The organism is Enterococcus sp. 125944 (assembly GCF_051909435.1).
Taxonomy (GTDB): Bacteria; Bacillota; Bacilli; order Lactobacillales; family Enterococcaceae; genus Enterococcus_D; species Enterococcus_D gallinarum.
The window spans coordinates 87,748-105,394 of record NZ_JBQASY010000004.1; the positions used below are offsets into that span (position 1 = coordinate 87,748).

General features: G+C 41.8%; 19 protein-coding genes. 12 read left to right on the top strand and 7 right to left on the bottom strand.

The features are described 5' to 3' along the window. Positions 1-256: 256 nt before the first annotated feature. Both ACTFWY_RS05260 and ACTFWY_RS05265 read left to right on the top strand, forming a co-directional pair. A complete protein-coding gene (locus ACTFWY_RS05260) occupies positions 257-856 on the top strand; it encodes a LysM peptidoglycan-binding domain-containing protein (protein WP_103300243.1) in 600 nt (199 codons plus the stop codon). 140 nt (positions 857-996) lie between these two features. Next, positions 997-1,380 carry an MmcQ/YjbR family DNA-binding protein gene (locus ACTFWY_RS05265; protein ID WP_311828156.1) on the top strand — a complete coding sequence of 128 codons (384 nt, stop codon included), beginning with the start codon at positions 997-999 and terminating at the stop codon, positions 1,378-1,380. An 86-nt stretch (positions 1,381-1,466) separates the two neighbouring features. On the opposite strand, the gene ACTFWY_RS05270 is transcribed toward ACTFWY_RS05265, so the two are convergent. Then, positions 1,467-2,123 (bottom strand): TetR/AcrR family transcriptional regulator C-terminal domain-containing protein, encoded by a 657-nt coding sequence (locus ACTFWY_RS05270; protein WP_311828158.1) that lies wholly within the window; start codon positions 2,121-2,123, stop codon positions 1,467-1,469. A gap of 116 nt (positions 2,124-2,239) precedes the next feature. On the opposite strand from ACTFWY_RS05270, the gene ACTFWY_RS05275 reads away from it, so the two are divergent. Both ACTFWY_RS05275 and ACTFWY_RS05280 read left to right on the top strand, forming a co-directional pair. Next, a complete protein-coding gene (locus ACTFWY_RS05275) occupies positions 2,240-3,949 on the top strand; it encodes an ABC transporter ATP-binding protein (RefSeq protein ID WP_156247688.1) in 1,710 nt (569 codons plus the stop codon). A gap of 2 nt (positions 3,950-3,951) precedes the next feature. Beyond that, a complete protein-coding gene (locus tag ACTFWY_RS05280; RefSeq protein ID WP_311828159.1) occupies positions 3,952-5,721 on the top strand; it encodes an ABC transporter ATP-binding protein in 1,770 nt (589 codons plus the stop codon). Positions 5,722-5,806: 85 nt separating this feature from the next. Here ACTFWY_RS05280 and ACTFWY_RS05285 read toward each other — a convergent pair whose 3' ends face one another. From ACTFWY_RS05285 to ACTFWY_RS05295, 3 genes are read right to left on the bottom strand one after another with little or no spacing between them, the layout of a single operon-like run. After that, positions 5,807-6,097 carry a rhodanese-like domain-containing protein gene (locus ACTFWY_RS05285; RefSeq protein ID WP_003125640.1) on the bottom strand — a complete coding sequence of 97 codons (291 nt, stop codon included), beginning with the start codon at positions 6,095-6,097 and terminating at the stop codon, positions 5,807-5,809. Further along, positions 6,072-7,736, bottom strand: a complete 1,665-nt coding sequence (locus tag ACTFWY_RS05290; RefSeq protein ID WP_311828160.1) for an FAD-dependent oxidoreductase — start codon at positions 7,734-7,736, stop codon at positions 6,072-6,074. The genes ACTFWY_RS05285 and ACTFWY_RS05290 overlap by 26 nt, the downstream gene beginning before the upstream one ends. Position 7,737: 1 nt before the next feature. Then, positions 7,738-8,049 (bottom strand): rhodanese-like domain-containing protein, encoded by a 312-nt coding sequence (locus ACTFWY_RS05295; protein WP_171917265.1) that lies wholly within the window; start codon positions 8,047-8,049, stop codon positions 7,738-7,740. Positions 8,050-8,201: 152 nt separating this feature from the next. Between ACTFWY_RS05295 and ACTFWY_RS05300 the strand changes: the two genes are divergently transcribed. After that, positions 8,202-8,471, top strand: a complete 270-nt coding sequence (locus ACTFWY_RS05300; protein WP_003125645.1) for a metal-sensitive transcriptional regulator — start codon at positions 8,202-8,204, stop codon at positions 8,469-8,471. Between the two features lie 278 nt (positions 8,472-8,749). On the opposite strand, the gene ACTFWY_RS05305 is transcribed toward ACTFWY_RS05300, so the two are convergent. Continuing rightward, complete coding sequence (locus tag ACTFWY_RS05305; RefSeq protein ID WP_439926406.1) at positions 8,750-9,538, bottom strand: L-threonylcarbamoyladenylate synthase; 789 nt, start codon at positions 9,536-9,538, stop codon at positions 8,750-8,752. A gap of 395 nt (positions 9,539-9,933) precedes the next feature. Here ACTFWY_RS05305 and ACTFWY_RS05310 point away from each other — a divergent pair, with 395 nt between their 5' ends. The 6 genes from ACTFWY_RS05310 (at position 9,934) to ACTFWY_RS05335 (ending at position 14,711) form a co-directional block, all read left to right on the top strand. Beyond that, entirely contained in the window at positions 9,934-10,770 is an 837-nt protein-coding gene (locus tag ACTFWY_RS05310) for a YitT family protein (protein ID WP_029486479.1), read from the top strand. Positions 10,771-11,026: 256 nt separating this feature from the next. After that, positions 11,027-11,704 carry a L,D-transpeptidase gene (locus ACTFWY_RS05315; RefSeq protein WP_086269025.1) on the top strand — a complete coding sequence of 226 codons (678 nt, stop codon included), beginning with the start codon at positions 11,027-11,029 and terminating at the stop codon, positions 11,702-11,704. A gap of 47 nt (positions 11,705-11,751) precedes the next feature. Beyond that, a complete protein-coding gene (locus ACTFWY_RS05320; RefSeq protein ID WP_311828162.1) occupies positions 11,752-12,057 on the top strand; it encodes an MGMT family protein in 306 nt (101 codons plus the stop codon). Between the two features lie 120 nt (positions 12,058-12,177). Further along, positions 12,178-12,579, top strand: a complete 402-nt coding sequence (locus ACTFWY_RS05325; protein ID WP_311828163.1) for a VOC family protein — start codon at positions 12,178-12,180, stop codon at positions 12,577-12,579. A gap of 315 nt (positions 12,580-12,894) precedes the next feature. After that, positions 12,895-13,404: a hypothetical protein gene (locus tag ACTFWY_RS05330; protein WP_005470580.1), complete on the top strand. Its 510-nt coding sequence runs from the start codon at positions 12,895-12,897 to the stop codon at positions 13,402-13,404. After that, positions 13,401-14,711 carry a glycosyltransferase family 2 protein gene (locus ACTFWY_RS05335; protein WP_439926404.1) on the top strand — a complete coding sequence of 437 codons (1,311 nt, stop codon included), beginning with the start codon at positions 13,401-13,403 and terminating at the stop codon, positions 14,709-14,711. The genes ACTFWY_RS05330 and ACTFWY_RS05335 overlap by 4 nt, the downstream gene beginning before the upstream one ends. A gap of 76 nt (positions 14,712-14,787) precedes the next feature. Here ACTFWY_RS05335 and ACTFWY_RS05340 read toward each other — a convergent pair whose 3' ends face one another. Both ACTFWY_RS05340 and ACTFWY_RS05345 read right to left on the bottom strand, forming a co-directional pair. After that, the gene (locus tag ACTFWY_RS05340) at positions 14,788-15,558 is read right to left on the bottom strand and encodes an ABC transporter permease (protein WP_003125655.1); all 771 of its coding nucleotides are present in this window, start codon (positions 15,556-15,558) and stop codon (positions 14,788-14,790) included. After that, positions 15,551-16,486 carry an ABC transporter ATP-binding protein gene (locus tag ACTFWY_RS05345; protein ID WP_003125657.1) on the bottom strand — a complete coding sequence of 312 codons (936 nt, stop codon included), beginning with the start codon at positions 16,484-16,486 and terminating at the stop codon, positions 15,551-15,553. Before ACTFWY_RS05345 ends, ACTFWY_RS05340 begins: the two co-directional genes overlap by 8 nt. Positions 16,487-16,831: 345 nt before the next feature. Here ACTFWY_RS05345 and ACTFWY_RS05350 point away from each other — a divergent pair, with 345 nt between their 5' ends. Continuing rightward, positions 16,832-17,533, top strand: coding sequence for a YcjF family protein (locus ACTFWY_RS05350; protein ID WP_034704047.1), 702 nt, complete (start codon positions 16,832-16,834; stop codon positions 17,531-17,533). The last annotated feature ends 114 nt before the right edge of the window (positions 17,534-17,647 follow it).

Below are 17,647 nucleotides of genomic sequence, written 5' to 3' on the forward strand. Positions count from 1 at the left end.
AACAATTCATAAATAAAAAAGAGGGGATTCACTTTTATTGAAATAAAATAACTAATTTATATTTTTATGTTGATAATCGTTGTTGATTCAAAAGGAATTACGCGACGCTTACGAAACGTAAGGAACTCGACGCATTCGTAATCATCTGTAACGAGATTTTCACCTATGAAATATTCTCTGGTGTTAGACTAGTCTATGCGTTGGAGATTTCTCCTGCGACAGACTATAAACGCTACAAGATGAGGAGAATTATTTTATGAAGTCATTGAAAACTGTTTTGCTTAGTACAGCTGTCCTTGCAGGTCTGGGTGTGTTTCTAGGTGGACAAGATGCGTTTGCTGATGAAGAATACACGGTGCAATCTGGGGATACACTATCTACGATTGCCTATAACTATTTTGGCACCTCAGAAGCCGTTGATAAAATTGTTGAAGCAAACGGCATTACGAACAAAAATTTGATCTATGTTGGTGAAACACTGGTCTTACCAACAGACGATGCCAGCTATACAAATGAACGTTCTTCAGCAGCTGCAGAATCATCAGTCACTTATGAAGAACCAGCTTCACAACCTGCCAGCAGCCAACAAACAAGCCCGAGCTCATCTGCATCAAGCAGTTCTGCAGCAACAAGTTCAGAAGCTTCAGCTAAAGAATGGATTGCGAACAAAGAATCTGGCGGTTCTTATACAGCAACAAATGGCCAATACTATGGACGTTATCAGTTGACTAACTCTTACTTGAATGGGGACTATTCAGCGGCCAATCAAGAAAAAGTAGCCGATAATTATGTTGCTTCACGTTATGGTTCATGGTCTGCAGCAAAAGCATTCTGGGAAGCTAACGGTTGGTATTAATCAAGCCAAACATTCATACGTATCACAGACTCGCTTAGCGGGTCTGTTTTTTTATCTAAATCAACAGTTTGCTGATGAAAGAAACCCTCTAAGATATGGTACACTAAAGAAAAAATCAGTTTCAAACCGGAGGGATGGCAATGAATAATCAGATCCAACAACGAATCGATCGCCTGAAAAGTTACGGTCAGTCATTGGCAGGTGCTAATGTGGCCTATCGTGAGGATTGGGGGACGATTTATTTTGGTCTAATCGGCAAACAGTTTGGTATGATGAGTCCTGAAGCGAATGATGATGCGATCATTACGTTGAAAAATAAACCGGAAGTCAATGAAGAATTACGTGAACAATACCCTAAGGCGATTATTCCCGGATACTATGCCAATAAAACCCACTGGAATTCTATTCGTCTGGCAGCGGATGAGGTAGCAGACGAACAAATTGAACAGTTGATTTTGACCTCTTATGAACTGGTTTATCAGAAATTGACGAAAAAACAAAAAGAAGAACTAACAACGCTTTAAAAAACGCAACAAAAACACCAATGAGCCTCGTGCCTTGAAATCGGAAAGCGATTTAAGGAAACTTAGTGAGATTTGTTGGCGTTTTTTTATTTTAGAGAGGTATTTCGCTTGTGTAAGCCAGCCAGATAAATCGCGATACTCTCCAGAAAAACTTGACGTTCGTCGATTTGTTTGCGTTGTTGGATGCCTTCTGCCATCCCTTTTAAATGATTCTCAACAACATAGCTGCGCATAGCAGAGACATGTGCCCGCAATTTATCATCGCCAGTTACAATTTTTGCTCGTAATTGTTCTTCTTTTTGACGATCGAGTAAGTGTCCCAATAAGAGATGATGCAATGCCTGAACGGTTTGACGGCTTTGGGCAGGAGTGAAGCCGGCTTCGATCAATATAGTGATCATTTGCTCTAAATGCAGCAGTCGGCTAGGATAGGAAGGAATCGTATGAATCTCTAGTTCTGCACCACAGGGATATTGGAGATAGAGATCGTAGTAATTGGCCATAAAGGTTTGCAACTGTTCTTGCCAGCTACCCGCAGGGACATCCGGCAGATCATTTTCCATCGTTTCAGCCATCGCTTGCAACAGCTCTTGTTTATTCGTGAAATACCAATACAATGCCGGTGCTTGAACAGAAAGTACTTTTGCCAATTTGCGCATGGTTAACTGAGAAAGGTCAGATGTTTCCTTTAGGTAGGCAAAAGCCGCATGAATAATTGATTCTTTTGATAACTTTTGTTCCATAAAAAAATCATCCTTTGTTCGCTTGCAACATTTTTCTAAAAATGGTAAATTATTGTCCGGCTTTATTTTACAGTGTTAAATAATGCCTGTCAAACTGTAAAGGAGTGTGTTTTAAGATGGATCTTGTTTTACGCCATGTAAAGAAATACAAAGGCGCTGTCTTTATTGCGCTGGTTTCTGTAGCTGTCATGGTACTGGCTACGTTATGGCAGCCGAAGCTGCTGCAACAAGTATTGGAAGCAATCATTAAAGAAGACGATAATGAAATGAAATCGATTGGGGTCCAATTGATCGGTCTAGCCGTGTTTGGGCTGGTGGCTGGGGTCATCAATACTATTTTCTCTGCCAAAGTAGCGCAAGGAGTCAGTGCGGATATTCGTGAAGAAGCCTTTCGTAAAATCCAAACTTTCTCGTTTGGTAATATCGAGAAATTCTCAGCAGGAAATCTGGTGGTTCGACTGACCAATGACATCACCCAAATCCAAAATTTAGTGATGATCTCCTTGCAGTCGTTGTTTCGGATTCCTTTCTTATTTATTGGTGCCTTTATCTTAGCCATGATCACGATGCCTCAACTTTGGTGGGTAATCGTCGCATTGATCGTTGCAGTAGTGATCATTACTGGTCTTTCTTTTACACAGATGGGCAAACATTTCATGATCATTCAAAATTTGATCGACAAAATCAATAGTGCAGCAAAAGAAAATCTTTTAGGGATTCGTGTGGTGAAATCATTTGTTCAAGAAAAAAATCAATTGAACAGTTTCACGAAAGTCAGCGACGAACTAACAAAACACAACATCATCGTTGGTACGCTTTTCTCTGTGATGATTCCGTCCTTTATGCTGGCAGCCAACTTAGCGGTCGTAGGCGCGATCTTCTTTGTCAGCGACCTTGCAAAAGACGATCCGACATTGATCGGGGGAATCGCTTCTTTCATGAATTATTTGATGCAGATCATGATGGCGATCATTATCGGCGGTATGATGATGATGATGACTTCTCGGGCAGCGGTCTCTCTCAAACGATTGAAAGAAATTCTGGTTACCGAACCAGACTTGTCCTACAAAGATGTTCCACAGCAAGAATTAGCAGGCAGTGTGGCATTCGAGCACGTTTCTTTCCGTTATCCTGGGGATGAGAAAAATGCTTTGACAGACATCAGTTTTTCAATCGCTCCTGGAGAAATGATTGGGATCGTCGGGGCAACTGGTGCAGGGAAATCGACATTAGCTCAATTGATTCCGCGCTTGTTTGATCCAACAGAAGGAACCGTGCGAGTTGGAGGCGTCGATTTACGAGAAGTAAATGAGCAAAGCTTACGTCAAACCGTTTCTTTTGTTCTACAAAAAGCGATTCTTTTCTCCGGAACCATTGCCCAAAATCTGCGCCACGGCAAAAAGAACGCCACTGTCCCTGAAATGACCCATGCAACAGAAATCGCGCAGGCAAGTGAATTCATTCAAAAATTGACGAACCGTTTTGAAGCACCCGTAGCGGAACGAAGCAGTAATTTTTCTGGTGGTCAAAAGCAACGGCTATCTATTTCACGAGGTGTCATCGGGGAACCAAAAATCTTGATTCTAGATGATAGTACGAGTGCATTGGATGCTCGTTCGGAAAAACTGGTTCGTGAAGCCTTTGAAAAAGAACTGCAAGCTACCACCACGATCATCATTGCACAGAAAATTGCTTCTGTTGTGAATGCGGACCGCATCCTGGTGTTGGATAAAGGTCGTCTGGTTGGAGTAGGTACCCATCAAGAGTTAGCTGCCAACAATCCAATTTATCAGGAAATTTTTGAGACTCAGAAAGGAGCTGAATAACTATGACGGATTTGATCAAAGCAAGCAAGTTTTTTTATCACTATTTAAAACGATACAAACTCTCTTTCTTTTTCATTTTCATTACCTTGATTGCAGCCACTTATCTGCAAGTCCAAGCACCGGTCTATGTGGGGCAAGCCTTTCAGGAATTAGCGAATTATGTTGGTGGATTGATGCAAGGCGTAGATGACAAGTCAAAATTCGTATCTGTCATCTGGAAGTTACTGCTGTTTTACGTATTGGCAAGTGGAGCAAACTTTATTTATAGTATCTTGTTCACGCAAGTGGTGGGGAAATCCACCAATCGGATGCGAATCGGGTTATTCAATAAATTGGAAAAATTGACGATCAAATTTTTTGATTCCCATCAAGATGGTGAAATTTTGAGTCGTTTTACCAGCGATTTGGATAACATTCAAAACAGCTTGAATCAAGCATTGCTGCAAGTATTGACCAATGTGGTATTGATGATCGGGATTTTGATCATGATGTTCCGACAAAATGTCACATTAGCTTGGGCGACGATTGCGTCTACACCAATTGCCATCCTGATTGCAGTCATTGTGATCCAAAAAGCTCGCAAATATGTCGATCTGCAGCAAGATGAAGTAGGAAAACTAAACGGGTACATTGATGAAAAAATCAGCGGCCAACGGATCATCATCACCAACGGTCTTCAAGAAGAAACGATTGATGGATTTTTGCAGCACAACCAAAGTGTTCGGGAAGCCACTTACAAAGGACAAGTTTACTCAGGATTGCTTTTCCCAATGATGCAAGGAATGTCGCTGGTCAACACGGCGATCGTGATTTTCTTTGGCGGTTGGTTAGCATTGAATGGGGATTTGGAACGTTCAGTTGCTCTAGGCCTTGTGGTGACTTTCGTTCAATATTCTCAACAATACTATCAACCGTTGATGCAGATTTCTTCTGGTTACAGCATGATTCAATTGGCAATCACTGGCGCCCGTCGTTTGAATGAGATGTTTGATGAACCGGATGAAGAAAAACCGGCAAATGGTGAAAAAATCACTGGTATCAAGCAAGAAGTGGCATTGAATCATGTTGATTTCGGTTATGATAGTGATCGTTTAATCCTTAAAGATGTCACCATCCATGTCAAAAAGGGTGAAATGGTGGCATTGGTAGGACCAACTGGTTCTGGAAAGACAACCATCATGAATCTTTTGAATCGCTTCTATGATGTGACGAATGGCTCAGTAACATTTGATGGTCAGGACATTCGACAGTTAGATTTAGATGCATTGCGGGAGCATGTGGGGATCGTGTTGCAAGATTCGGTACTGTTTTCTGGGACGATTCGGGAAAATATTGCTTTTGGTAAGCCGGATGCCAGTGAGGAAGCGATTATTGCAGCAGCAAAACAGGCCAACATCCATGAATTTATCATGACGTTAGAACAAGGGTATGATACACCAATCACGGAAGAAAACAATCTATTCAGTACCGGGCAAAAGCAGTTGATGAGTATCGCTCGCACGATTTTGACCAATCCATCTTTATTGATTTTGGATGAAGCTACCAGTAATGTTGATACGGTGACGGAAGCGAAGATTCAGCAAGCAATGGATGAAGCCATCAAAGGACGGACCAGTTTTGTCATCGCCCATCGTCTAAAGACGATTTTGAATGCCGATCGAATCGTTGTCTTGCGGGAGGGGCAAGTCATCGAAGAAGGTAGCCATCAAGAATTATTGGCAGAAAACGGGTTTTATGCCGAACTTTACCACAATCAATTTGTTTTTGAATAGTTAGCTGACGAGTTTAAACCAAAACCCAATGACTGCTACTTGGATCAAAGTAGCGGTCATTGGGTTTTATTTGGTGTAACGTGTTTTAAACGAGTTCACCTGGCCAAGCAGAAGTGCCGCCTAATACATTGATCGCCTTGAACCCTTGCTGGTCCATATAGTGACAGGCTTGCTCTGACCGAGCACCTGAGTGACAAATCACGTAGTAGTCAAGGTCTTTCTCCAAATTGGCAGTAGTGAAGTGAGATAACGGATTATTTTGCGCATTTGGTACATGGCCGCTGATAAATTCATCGACTTCTCTGACATCAATCAGGTGGAACTTCTGTTGTTTGCTTGCTTGATAAAATTCAGGCATTGTGATCGAGCGATACATGAATGATTTCCTCCGGTCTGACGGTTTGATAAAGCGCAAAAGCCCCGTCTAGATTTTTTGCCTCGTAGCCAGATTGTTTGAGAATCCGTTCGGCTAAATAGCTTCGCAGTCCGCTATGACAGCTGACGATATAAGAAGCAGTCGGATCAAGTTCAGTCAGTCGGTCTCGTAATTCATTCAGCGGAATATGCAGGGCGTTTTTGAAGCGGCCAGTCATTTCCGCTGTATTGCGGACATCTAGTAATTGTTTGCCGGCAGCTAATTCTGCAGAAAGTTCATGCCACTGGATTGATTCACTGATCCCTTCGATTAGATTCAATGCCGCATAGCCGATCAGGTTCACTGGATCTTTGGCGGAACCAAAAGGCGGTGCATAACTCAGTTCCAGTTCTGTTAAATCTGCCACCGTCAATCCACTTTTGATGGCTGTGGCTAATACATCCATTCGTTTATCGACGCCACTCTGTCCAACGGCCTGAGCACCATAGAGAGTACCTGTCTCTTTATTAAAAATCAATTTCAATAGCAGATCTTTAGCACCAGGGTAATAGCCAGCATGATCTTTTCCGCTGACATGAATCACAGCTGGCTGCAAGCCCGCAGATACTGCTGCTTTCTCGCTTAATCCGGTCATGGCTGCTGTAAGCCCAAAGACTCGCAGGATAGCAGTTCCAATATTGCCACGGTTTTTCCTTGGCAGACCAGCGATCACGTCTGCGACTTGTCGACCTTGCCGGTTAGCTGGTGAGGCTAAAGAAATCAGCGCATCTTCTCCAGTTAATTGTTGTTTCGTGACAATAGCATCTCCGACAGCGTAAATGTCTTTTTGCGACGTTTGGTAGTTTTCGTCTACAAGGATTCCTCCTCGAATACCAGTAGTGATTCCAGCTTCCGCTGCTAATCTTGATTCTGGTTGGACCCCGATAGACAATAATGTCAGGTCTGAGTCCAGTACAGTGTCATCTTCTAACCGAATTTTTTTCCCTTCTTCTTCAAAAGAAACTGCGGATTGGCCCGTAATGACCTTGATTCCCTTCGCTATCAATTCATTTTTGACATAGGCAGCCATTTCTTCATCCATCGCAGGTAAAACCTGCGATGCTTTCTCAACGACGGTGACCTCTAAGCCACGGTTTTTCAGACTTTCTGCCATTTCCAATCCAATAAAGCCGGCACCGACTACGACGGCTTGGCGGGTATGTTGATCGATTTTCTGCAAAATAGCATCCATATCCGGCACATTTCGTAACTGACGGCAGTTTGTGGCACGGTCTAATCCTGGGATTTTTGGTATGATTGCTTTTGCTCCCGGAGCAAGAATCAACTTGTCATATGATTCTTCATAAGTCTCAGAATCTCGATGGATAGTCACATTCTTTTGTTCTGGGTGAATAGCCAGTACTTCTTGATTTGGACGAACATCCAAACCAAAACGTGCCTTTAAGGACTCTGGTGTTTGCAGTAGTAATTGATCGCGAGTAGTAATTTCACCTGCGATAAAGTAAGGAAGGCCGCAGTTCGCAAATGACACATAAGGACCTTTCTCTAGAACAATGATTTCAGCATCTTCCATTAAGCGGCGTAATCGAGTTGCAGCAGACATGCCTCCGGCGACCCCACCGACAATCAGTACTTTCATTTTATTTTCCTCCTTGAATTGGTCCTTGCCATTGATTCATGCCACCGCGAATCGTTGTGGCATCATAGCCCATTTTAATCAATAATTTGGCAGCTTGTTTGCTGCGGACGCCTGATTGACAGATCACATATAACGGTTCTTTTTTTCCTGAATAGTGGGCGATTTTATTTAATGGGATATTGGCGGCATTTCGAATATGCCCACCCCGGTATTCAGAGGGCGTCCGGACATCAATAACTTTCGTTTTTGCAGTCAGTGCTGCGGAAAAATCACGAATAGAGATGGAAGGGACAGAACGAAACAATGAAAACATAGACATTCTCCTTTATATACGGTATGGGGTATATTAAACCCCGTTTTTCTATATTTGTCAATGATTTGATTTGATTAACATTGCGGATACGAAAAGAATGTTTGACCGTTATACCATTGTAGGGTATATTCTAATGGGAAAGGAGTGAGACGATGGATAAGACAAGAAGTGATCAAAAAAATGTGCTGAATCGTTTAAAACGTGCCGAAGGGCAGATTCGTGGGGTTCAAAAAATGATCGAAGAAGAGAAGGAATGTATCGATATCATCACTCAGTTAAGTGCGGTACGTTCAAGTATCGATCGTGTGATGGGCATGATTGTTGCAGAGAACTTGAAAGATTGTTTCGAGAATCCAGAAAAAGATCCTCAAGAACAAGCACAGAAGCTGGAACAAGCGATTCAGATGATCATCAAGAAATAGTAGCTCTATTCTTTAGGAAGAGACTGTTTTCATAGGGGACTGACTGATGTAACCAGTAAGCTGAATCATTAAATCTGGAACGCTATCATGACGATCAAAGAAATGATTTGATCTGTGAAGAGTAGTATTGAAAGGAAAATGCTGTTGTATGCAAGAATTACCCTCAAAAAATTAGGACATCAGCTGTAAGCAGTTCGATCTAAAGTCTCAGCTACGGTCGAAGAGTCGTAGCTAAGGTTAGTTGAATGCTTGGACTGATGTCCTAATCTATGAATTGCTTAGTAGTATTCGCCGTGGCGATAGTCCCAGGAATTGAAGTGATCGGACAAAAACAGTTGGATTTTATCTACAACTAAACCCTTCCGAATCAATACAGGCGCCGGGGTGATCGATCGCTGAGAGCCTTGATGAGGAATCAATTTGCCAGCAGAATCTACGAAAGAAACCATGACTCCTTGTTCGTAGCGGGTCTCTATCGTTTTATCAGGTTGGATCGAAGCGACATAGTCATTGCTTTCAATGATGAGGTCTGCTTCGTTAGCGATTTGTTCACCAATTCCTTCCACCAGACCACGATTGCCTTTACCAGAAGGATTTGCTGAGCTGGCAAACAATAGCTGTTGCTTTTCCTCCCAAAGAGCTTTAGCGATTTGTTCTCCAGGAACGCCGAATTTGATGACGAAACAACTCGTTTCCCTGGTATCCATCATCAATTCTTGCGATCCGTCAGGAATATATGCTTTTCCAGACTCTTTCCATGGTAAGATCGCGCCAAAAAGAACATCGTTGTCCCAACATTTTTGGTAAACTGCCGCAATTTCATCGTTCCATTCCGCTAATTCTTGTAATTGTTCCAATGAGCTGCATAATACAACTCCTGGCTTATTACGTTTGCGATTTTTGGCAGAAAACTTGCGTTCTAGTCCTTTCTTGTCAGAGACGGCAATAATATAGCCTACTTTAGTGGGGCAAACGATGACTTTGCCTTCTTGCTGGAGCAGTTGGATTGCTGCTTCGTTGGGTTCGCCAGACCAAGTGGTTTGTTTGCTTGTCTTCAAATGGTTCATCCTTCCTCATTTTGTTTATTTCGCCTAAAAATTCAGAAAATTCTGATTTAAAATCGTTAACCTTGATAATAAGGGAATCCCTAAAGATAGTCAAGTGCAAAAAGATGGAAATGCAGCAGCATTCTAGATGATCATTTTCAGAGAAGGCTGAAAAAAATGCTTCTCTTTTCCAACGATTCTGTGAGAAAATGAACGTCAGAACGCAAGTCAAAAGGTTCCTGAACAACCAAGCTTTGAGCAAATTTTTCTTACCTGTACTTGATCCTATAAAAAAAAAGTTTCAGTCTTCTGAACAGAAATTTTGTCTCAACTCAGAGATGAGGGTATAGTAAAAGCACAAGTTCTCGGAAAAAATGACAGCTTCTATTCGGATGATCAAAGAAAAGAGGAAGACAATGAAGCAATTGATAACTTATAGTAAAATACTCTCTGCACTGGTGATTCTAGCGGTGAGCATCAACATGTTTTTAGGTCCTCATCATATTGCAGCTGGAGGGGTCAGTGGCATTGGAATCTTGATGGAATCTGCTTTGGGCTGGGACCGTGCGCTTGTGATCATGGTTCTGAACAGTGTGATGTTGGTTCTGGCCTATGTTTTTTTGGGGAAAGCGCCTTTCTTCAAGGTGCTGTTCGGCAGCATAGTTTTTCCGTTAGCAATTGCCGTAGTGCCTGAATATATGTTGGCCAGTGATCGTCTGCTGTCTGTTATTTTTGGGAGTGCGATTTTTGCTGCTGGGGTTGCTATTTTATATAAAAATAATTCTTCTAGTGGCGGAACTACGATTCCGCCGCTGATCTTCCAGAAATATTTCCATATCAATCCTTCCATCGGGCTTTTAGCCACAGATGCGGTTGTGGTAACAATGAGTTTACTGGTTTTTGGGTTTGAAGAATTTTTGTTTGCGATTCTTTCGATTGTGATTACTTCGATCGTGATGAATTATATCGAAACTGGGATGGACCGCAAGAAGTCTGTGATGATCATGAGTGAGGAACATCTTGACGAGATTCAAGCGGCCATTGCAACGGCAATTTCTAGAGGGGCAACCTTGTTAGAAGCACAAGGTGTTCATCGAAGAAGTGAGAAACAAGTTTTATTGATCGTTGTCAACGATCAAGAATTTGCTGATATCAAACAATTGATTGAAAGCATTGATCCGCAGGCATTTGTAATTGCCAGCAATGTAGCTGAAGTTTTAGGACGAGGGTTTAGTTACCACCCGATTGAATGAGGCCTGTCCGCATCCGTTTGAAGCGCTGCACGATGAGGCTGGTTCTACTCTTTCATTTTTAACTGGCTTTTTAGTTACAAAGGCGTTAAACTGCTAATGGATCATTTTATCAAGAGTTTTTTAAGAGACGCTGGAAATCTGCTGTTAACTTGTTTTGTCACTGCTGATTAAAATCACGTTTTAGAAGCAGCTTTGGTAAAATGAACTGGAAATTGTGCCTGAGAGATTTTTCGACGGCTTAGTAAGGATAGAAATAATGAAAGAAAGATACCCTAAAAGAACCATTGGTATGTTTGTGAGTGCTGTGCTGTTATTCATTGTTAGTGCCAGCCTATCACATAACGTAGCCGCTGGTCAGACGAACCAGTCTACAGAACAGATCAAACAGACCATTCCTAAAAAAGCAACGATCCCTACGAAAAAAAATGCAATTACTAAAAAGGAGAGATCAGGAACGTCTAAATCCTCAGAGGATTCTTCTTCGACAGAAGTAGCCGTCGCAGATTGGCGTCATCCATCTGAGAAGAAAGCCTATCCTGTTTTACAAGAAGGTGATTGGGTCGATGTCTCATTGGCAAACCAGCGGGTGAAGATCATGCGGAAGAATCGAGTGCTTTATACGATGGTTTGCTCTACTGGATCAGGAGGAGACCGAAGAACGCCTACAGGAACTTATTCCATTCAAGCTGAAAGAGGAGAAACTTTTTTTAATGAATCTTCTGGCGAGGGAGCGAACTATTGGGTATCTTGGAAAGATCATGGCGTCTACTTGTTTCATTCGGTGCCGATTGACGCTTCGGGAGATTATATTGAAGAAGAAGCAGAAGAACTAGGACAAAAAGCCAATTCTCATGGGTGTATCCGTTTGACTGTTGCAGATGCAAAATGGTTTTATGAACATGCCCTTTATGGCATGCAAGTTATCGTGCATTGAGCGAACAAGCAAATTCGCTAACGCTTGAAAGGAGCTGCTTGATAGGTATGAATCCATTTTATGAAGAGGTGTATCGTTTCGTAAAGAAGATTCCGTATGGCAAAGTGGCTTCTTACAGCCAAATAGCTTGGGCTTTAGGTCGCTTGAATGGCGCACGAGCTGTAGGACGCACCATGAAATATTGCCCAGAGTCATTACCAGCCCATCGGGTAGTACGAGCAGACGGCGAGATCGTGGGCTTTACCGCCGTAGAACGAAAGCAGCGGCTGCTAGCAGAAGGGATCGTCTTTAAAACAAACGGAAAAATCGATATGAAACAATGCAGCTGGCACGGAGAAAAGGAGTCATCCTGAAAAATGCCGCTGCATTTTTTGTGAAATAGCTTCAAATTGATTGTTTTGTATATCTGGATCGGCCCTTTATAATAAAGGAGCAATGACATGTCGCTCGGGTTTGTCAAAGGAGGAAGCAGCATGGGAAAGATGGTTTTTATCAATTTGCCTGTTCAAGATATCAAGCGAGCTACTAGTTTTTATGAAGCGTTGGGCTTTAGCAAGAATGAAGAATTTTCGAATGAAACATCAAGTGGAATGATGTGGAATGAGACGATTTGGGTGATGCTGTTAGAATATGCGTTTTATGAACAGTTTTTAAATGGTAGAAAGATTGCGGATACGCAAAAGACGAATGCTGCCTTGATCGCATTTAGCTTTGATACACCTGAAGGAGCTCGAGACTTTGCTAAAGCGGCTGAAGCCAATGGGGGACAGTCGTTTCAAGTAGAGATGGGGATTCCAGAGGAAGAAATGCTTGGTTTTGAAGTGCTTGATCCGGACGGAAATCAATTAGAATCTGTCTGGATGAAAGGGTACTAAAAAGCAAGATTCGTGGGTGTTCAAAAAAATGGACTTGCCTGATAACTTTTGAAATTGTTGTTAGCGGTTTTCTTCTTAGGAAGTCGAATTAAAAGAATAGGATCACAAGGAAACTGGCGCAAGCTAGTTTCTTTTTCTTTCGAATCGATTCAACTAAAATGTAGGTATACTCGCTTAGACCTAGTCCTACAAGAGGTCAAATATAGCTTTTATTGATTAAGTGTTTTTGTGACCGCTACCAGGGTTGATGCTTCTTTTTAGTAATAAGCGATGTATAGATGGAGAAGAGAGTTACAGCCAAAAGGAGGATGTGGGATGAAAAAAAGAATCACCAGAGAAGAAGTCAGTCAACAGCTGGTTTCAGATTTGTTTTTTGAAAAAGGACATTTAAAGTTAACGTTGTGGCAATCATTTTTGACACTGCTTGCGTGGATTGCTGTGATCGTACCATTCGTTTGGGTCGCTTTCCCGGTTTTCTTTCCGCAAACAGCCGCTCAAATACGATTTAGGACCTATGTGGAGGAAGCCACTATTTTTAGATTGTTAGCATTGTTTTTAGGAATTTCCTTCGTTCTTTTAGTTATTCTTTTTGTTCTGTTGACCGTGAGGAACAATCGGCGTTTTCGCCATACATTGCGGAAAGAAGTCTTGCATGATGAAAGAAAACTTGAACAGCGCAAAGAAGTGTTGGAAGAATTTTTTGATGACCGTTTTGGTCCTGAAGAGATGCGGCATTCTGTTTGTTATTATGAAGTGAAACCGGAACAAAATCTAACGGAAACAGAAATAGTAAAGTTGTATAAAGATAAGGGGGTCTCTCTATGATTGAACAAATCGATACGGGATACCCGATAGTGGATTTCTTCCTTTTTCTATTGGTGGCCATTTTATTTACTTATCCAATCTTAGGCGGCTTTGCTTGGTTCATTGGCGTCCTTTGTCATACGTATTTGTTTAAGCATCAACAGATTGAATGGATCCCCATTTCCGAAGAAGTAGAGCCAATGATCACGATCATGGTTCCTGCCCATAATGAAGAAGTGGTCATTGAAGATACCATTCATTACTTAATGAATAAACTGAATTATACCCGTTACGAAGTGTTAGTCACAGATGATGGCTCAACGGATCAAACACCAGAAATCCTTAAGCGTTTGCAGCAAACCTACCCTAATCTACGAGTGGTACGCATCCAAAAAAACCAAGGAAAAGCCCATGCCTTTAATATCGGGATCGGTTTTGCTAATGGAGAACTGATTTTGAGTAACGATGCAGATACTGTACCGGAACCCGATGCACTCTGGAAATATGTCAATTACTTTATTCGCCAAGATGCGGTAAATATTTCAGCGATCACTGCAAACATGGACGTTCAGAATCGGACGACGATTGTCAGTAAGTCACAAACTGTTGAATTTTCAAGTATCGTAGGTATTATCAAGCGGACGCAACAAGGCGTGCTAGGTGTTATCTATGCATACAGCGGTGCCAACACGATGTATCGAAAAAATGCTTTGATCGATGTGGGACTCTTCCGCCAAAATCGTGCCACCGAGGATATCAGTATTGCCTGGGATCACCAATTCCAAGGCTGGTTGTCCTTGTTTGCTCCGCGGATCATGTTTTTCATGGAAGTTCCTGAGACCATGAAGATGCTTTATCGCCAACGGAAACGTTGGGCAAAAGGCGGTACAGAAGTCTGGCTGACAAATTTCAAAAAAGTATTCACTCATCCATTTCAAAATATTGGTCGGTCCGTCATGTTTGTGGATCAAACATTGAGTATTATTTGGTCGATCTTCTTTTGGATCTCTTCAGCACTGTTCATCTTTTCTTTTCTTCGTTTTGCATTCGAAGGAAACATTGAACGAATGTATCATATGGTGACAATGGCCTTCCTATTCGTTTGTTTTGAAATGGTTGCTGGGATCATGCAGTTGTTGACTAGTTTATTGGTGGACGATGCTGGCAGAAAAATCAAGTATTTCATTTTTGCACCATTTTATATGCTGATTTATTGGATGGTCAATGCTTTAACGATCGTAACGACCTTCATACCAGCGGTCAAAACAATTTTGGGACACGGCAGCGGTGTTTGGGTCAGTCCCGAAAGACAAGGCAAAAAGAATTAGAAAAAGGCTGTGCCAAGAACTAAGAGAGTTCTTGGCACAGCCTTCCTGTTTTCATTGAAAGATAGCTGTCAGTTTCTTAGCTGCGTAGACCGCGGCCTTTTTCAATTAATTTCCAACAGATACCGTACAAAACAATTATGAATAAAACTAGAATCAGAACAGAGACTAAAATCGGCACATCAGTTGTGCCCAAAAAGCCATAACGGAATCCAGAGATCATATAGACGATTGGATTCACTTTAGAAATAGCTTGCCAAATTGGTGGCAGCATCGAAATGGAATAGAAGACGCCTCCTAAATAAGTCAGTGGCTGTAGGACAAACGTTGGCACGATCGATACATCGTCAAATGATTGGGCAAAGATACCATTTAGCAAACCAGCTAGTGAGAAAAGAATTGCGGTCATCACTAATGTCAGAATAACCATTACCCAAGAAAAAACATGCAAAGGAACAAAAAAGAGAGAAATCACTGTGACCAGCATACCAACTAAAATACTTCTGCCCAAACCACCGAAAACAAATCCCCAAATAATCACATGAGTAGGTACGGGTGCAACTAAAAGTTCCTCAATATTCTTTTGAAACTTCTGAGAAAAGAAAGAAGACGAAACGTTCGCGTAAGAACTGGTGATCGTTGACATCATGATCAGCCCGGGAACGATAAATTCCATGTAGGAGAAGCCGCCCATTTCGCCAATACGGCCGCCAATCATTTTCCCAAAAATAATAAAGTACAACGAAGTCGTTATCACTGGTGGTACGAGTGTTTGGACCCAAATCCGTAAATAGCGGTTGGTTTCTTTGACCGCTAGACTTTTTAATGCTGTAAAATAAAGACTAAACATTTTTTTCCCCCGCTTCATGCTTTTCTTCGGTTAATTTCAAAAAGAGTTCCTCTAAACGATTCGATTTGTTGCGCATGGAAAGAACTTTGATTCCTTGCTTAGTAAATTGCTCAAACAAATCATTAACGCCTTGATTGCGCTCAATCTCGACTGCTAACGTTTGATCATCTTCAAAAGCACTTTTATAGCCGGAGATCACAGGTGGTTTCACATAGGTATCTAAGTCAAAGAGGAATGTCTCAAACTGTAATTTGGACAAAAGGGTCTTCATGCTGGTATCTTCGATCAATTCACCGGATTGAATGATTCCGATGTTGCGGCAGAGCATTTCTGCTTCCTCTAAATAGTGAGTGGTTAGAATAATCGTCGTACCATTTTTATTTAATTTTTGCAAGAAGGCCCACATTTCTCGGCGCAGTTCGATATCTACGCCAGCTGTTGGTTCATCGAGGATTAAGAGTCGCGGCTCGTGCATCAAAGCCCGTGCAATCATCAAACGGCGCTTCATTCCTCCCGAAAGCATTCTGGCCCGAACATCGCGTTTCTCCCATAAATTGGATTGCTTTAGGTATTTTTCGCTACGAGCGATCGCTTCTTTGCGAGGAACGCCGTAGTAGCCCGCTTGATTGACGACGATTTGCTGTACTGTTTCGAAAGGATTGAAATTGAATTCTTGTGGAACTAAGCCGATTTGTTGCTTGACTTGAACCAATTCTTTGTCCAAATCATAACCGAAAACTTTGACACTGCCAGAAGATTTGTTTACTAGTGAAGTAATGATCCCGATGGTTGTTGATTTGCCAGCACCGTTCGGCCCTAAAAGCGCATAGAAGTCACCTTCTTCAACTGTCAAGTTGATACCGCGTAATGCTTCGACGCCGGTCGCATAGACTTTTTTTAGATCTTTTATTTCAAGTGCATAGGTCATTGATTTGTTTTCTCCTTATCAAATGATGATTTGTTGTGGGGATTGGCAGCAGCTGCTGCCTATATGAATAAAACACGCTTCTCTGAATAGAGTTATGACACTTTCATAATACCCAAGAAACAAGTAGTCATTATACCACGGGAGAGACTCTCGTTTAAAGGGGGTATCGTTGGATCGGTCATGTGAGCTTTTCTGTTAGAAAGAAGTTGATTTCTTGTGCTTCCGTTAAGAATTATAACACCTGAAGCGCGGCTTTAGGTGATTTTTGTTTGTTAGTGTATGATGAAAATAAGAGGTTGAGAAAGCAACTAAATCTATGACAACTAATCATTAAAGGTGGTTTTTATGAAATTAAAGAGAAACACTCCCAAAAATAAAAAATCTCAAAAAGAGATTTTGCTGCAACAAGTGGATGAACCTGTGAAAGAATCGGCAGAACAAGAAGAGTTTCAGTCATTCTTTGCAGAAGTTTTAACCAAACTACCAAACAAAACGGCAGGGATCATTCGTCGATCTTTTGAGAAGTCAAAACATACGGCAGAAAAGATCCAAGCAAAAAGCCGTACCCAATTTGATGCCGTCTTCTCTGAATTTTTAATGGGTGTGGATGATGCGACGAAGAAGAAGGCGCATCGAATCATCCATGCCGCTTCTCTGACGGCGGCCATCATTGGTTGTTCACCTATTCCGTTTTCAGATGCGATACTCCTTGTACCTGTTCAAATGACGATGATGGCTAGACTACACAAGTTGTTTGGTCAATCGTGGGTCGAGGGAATCGCAAAAAGCATTTCTAAAGAATTAGTTGTTGTTAGTTTAGGTAGAAGCGCTGTGGGGAATATTATCAAGTTCGTACCGGGGGTCGGTACGATCGCCGGCGCGTCCATTAACGCGGGGGTAGCCAGTGCTATTACTGAATCTTTAGGTTGGGTTACTGTTAAGATGCTGAATGACGGTGAAGATATTTTTGAACAAGCCATGTCCTTTAAAGGCCAATATCACACCTTATTTAAAGCATTAAAAAAAACACGAAGCAAATCATCTTAAAACATATACCGCTCGCAAGAACGTTCGTATAGGATGAGTCCAGAAACATCAACAATAATTTTTTTAAGAGACCTTTGGCTATTCTCGAAGGTCTCTTTTGCTTGTGTAAGATAA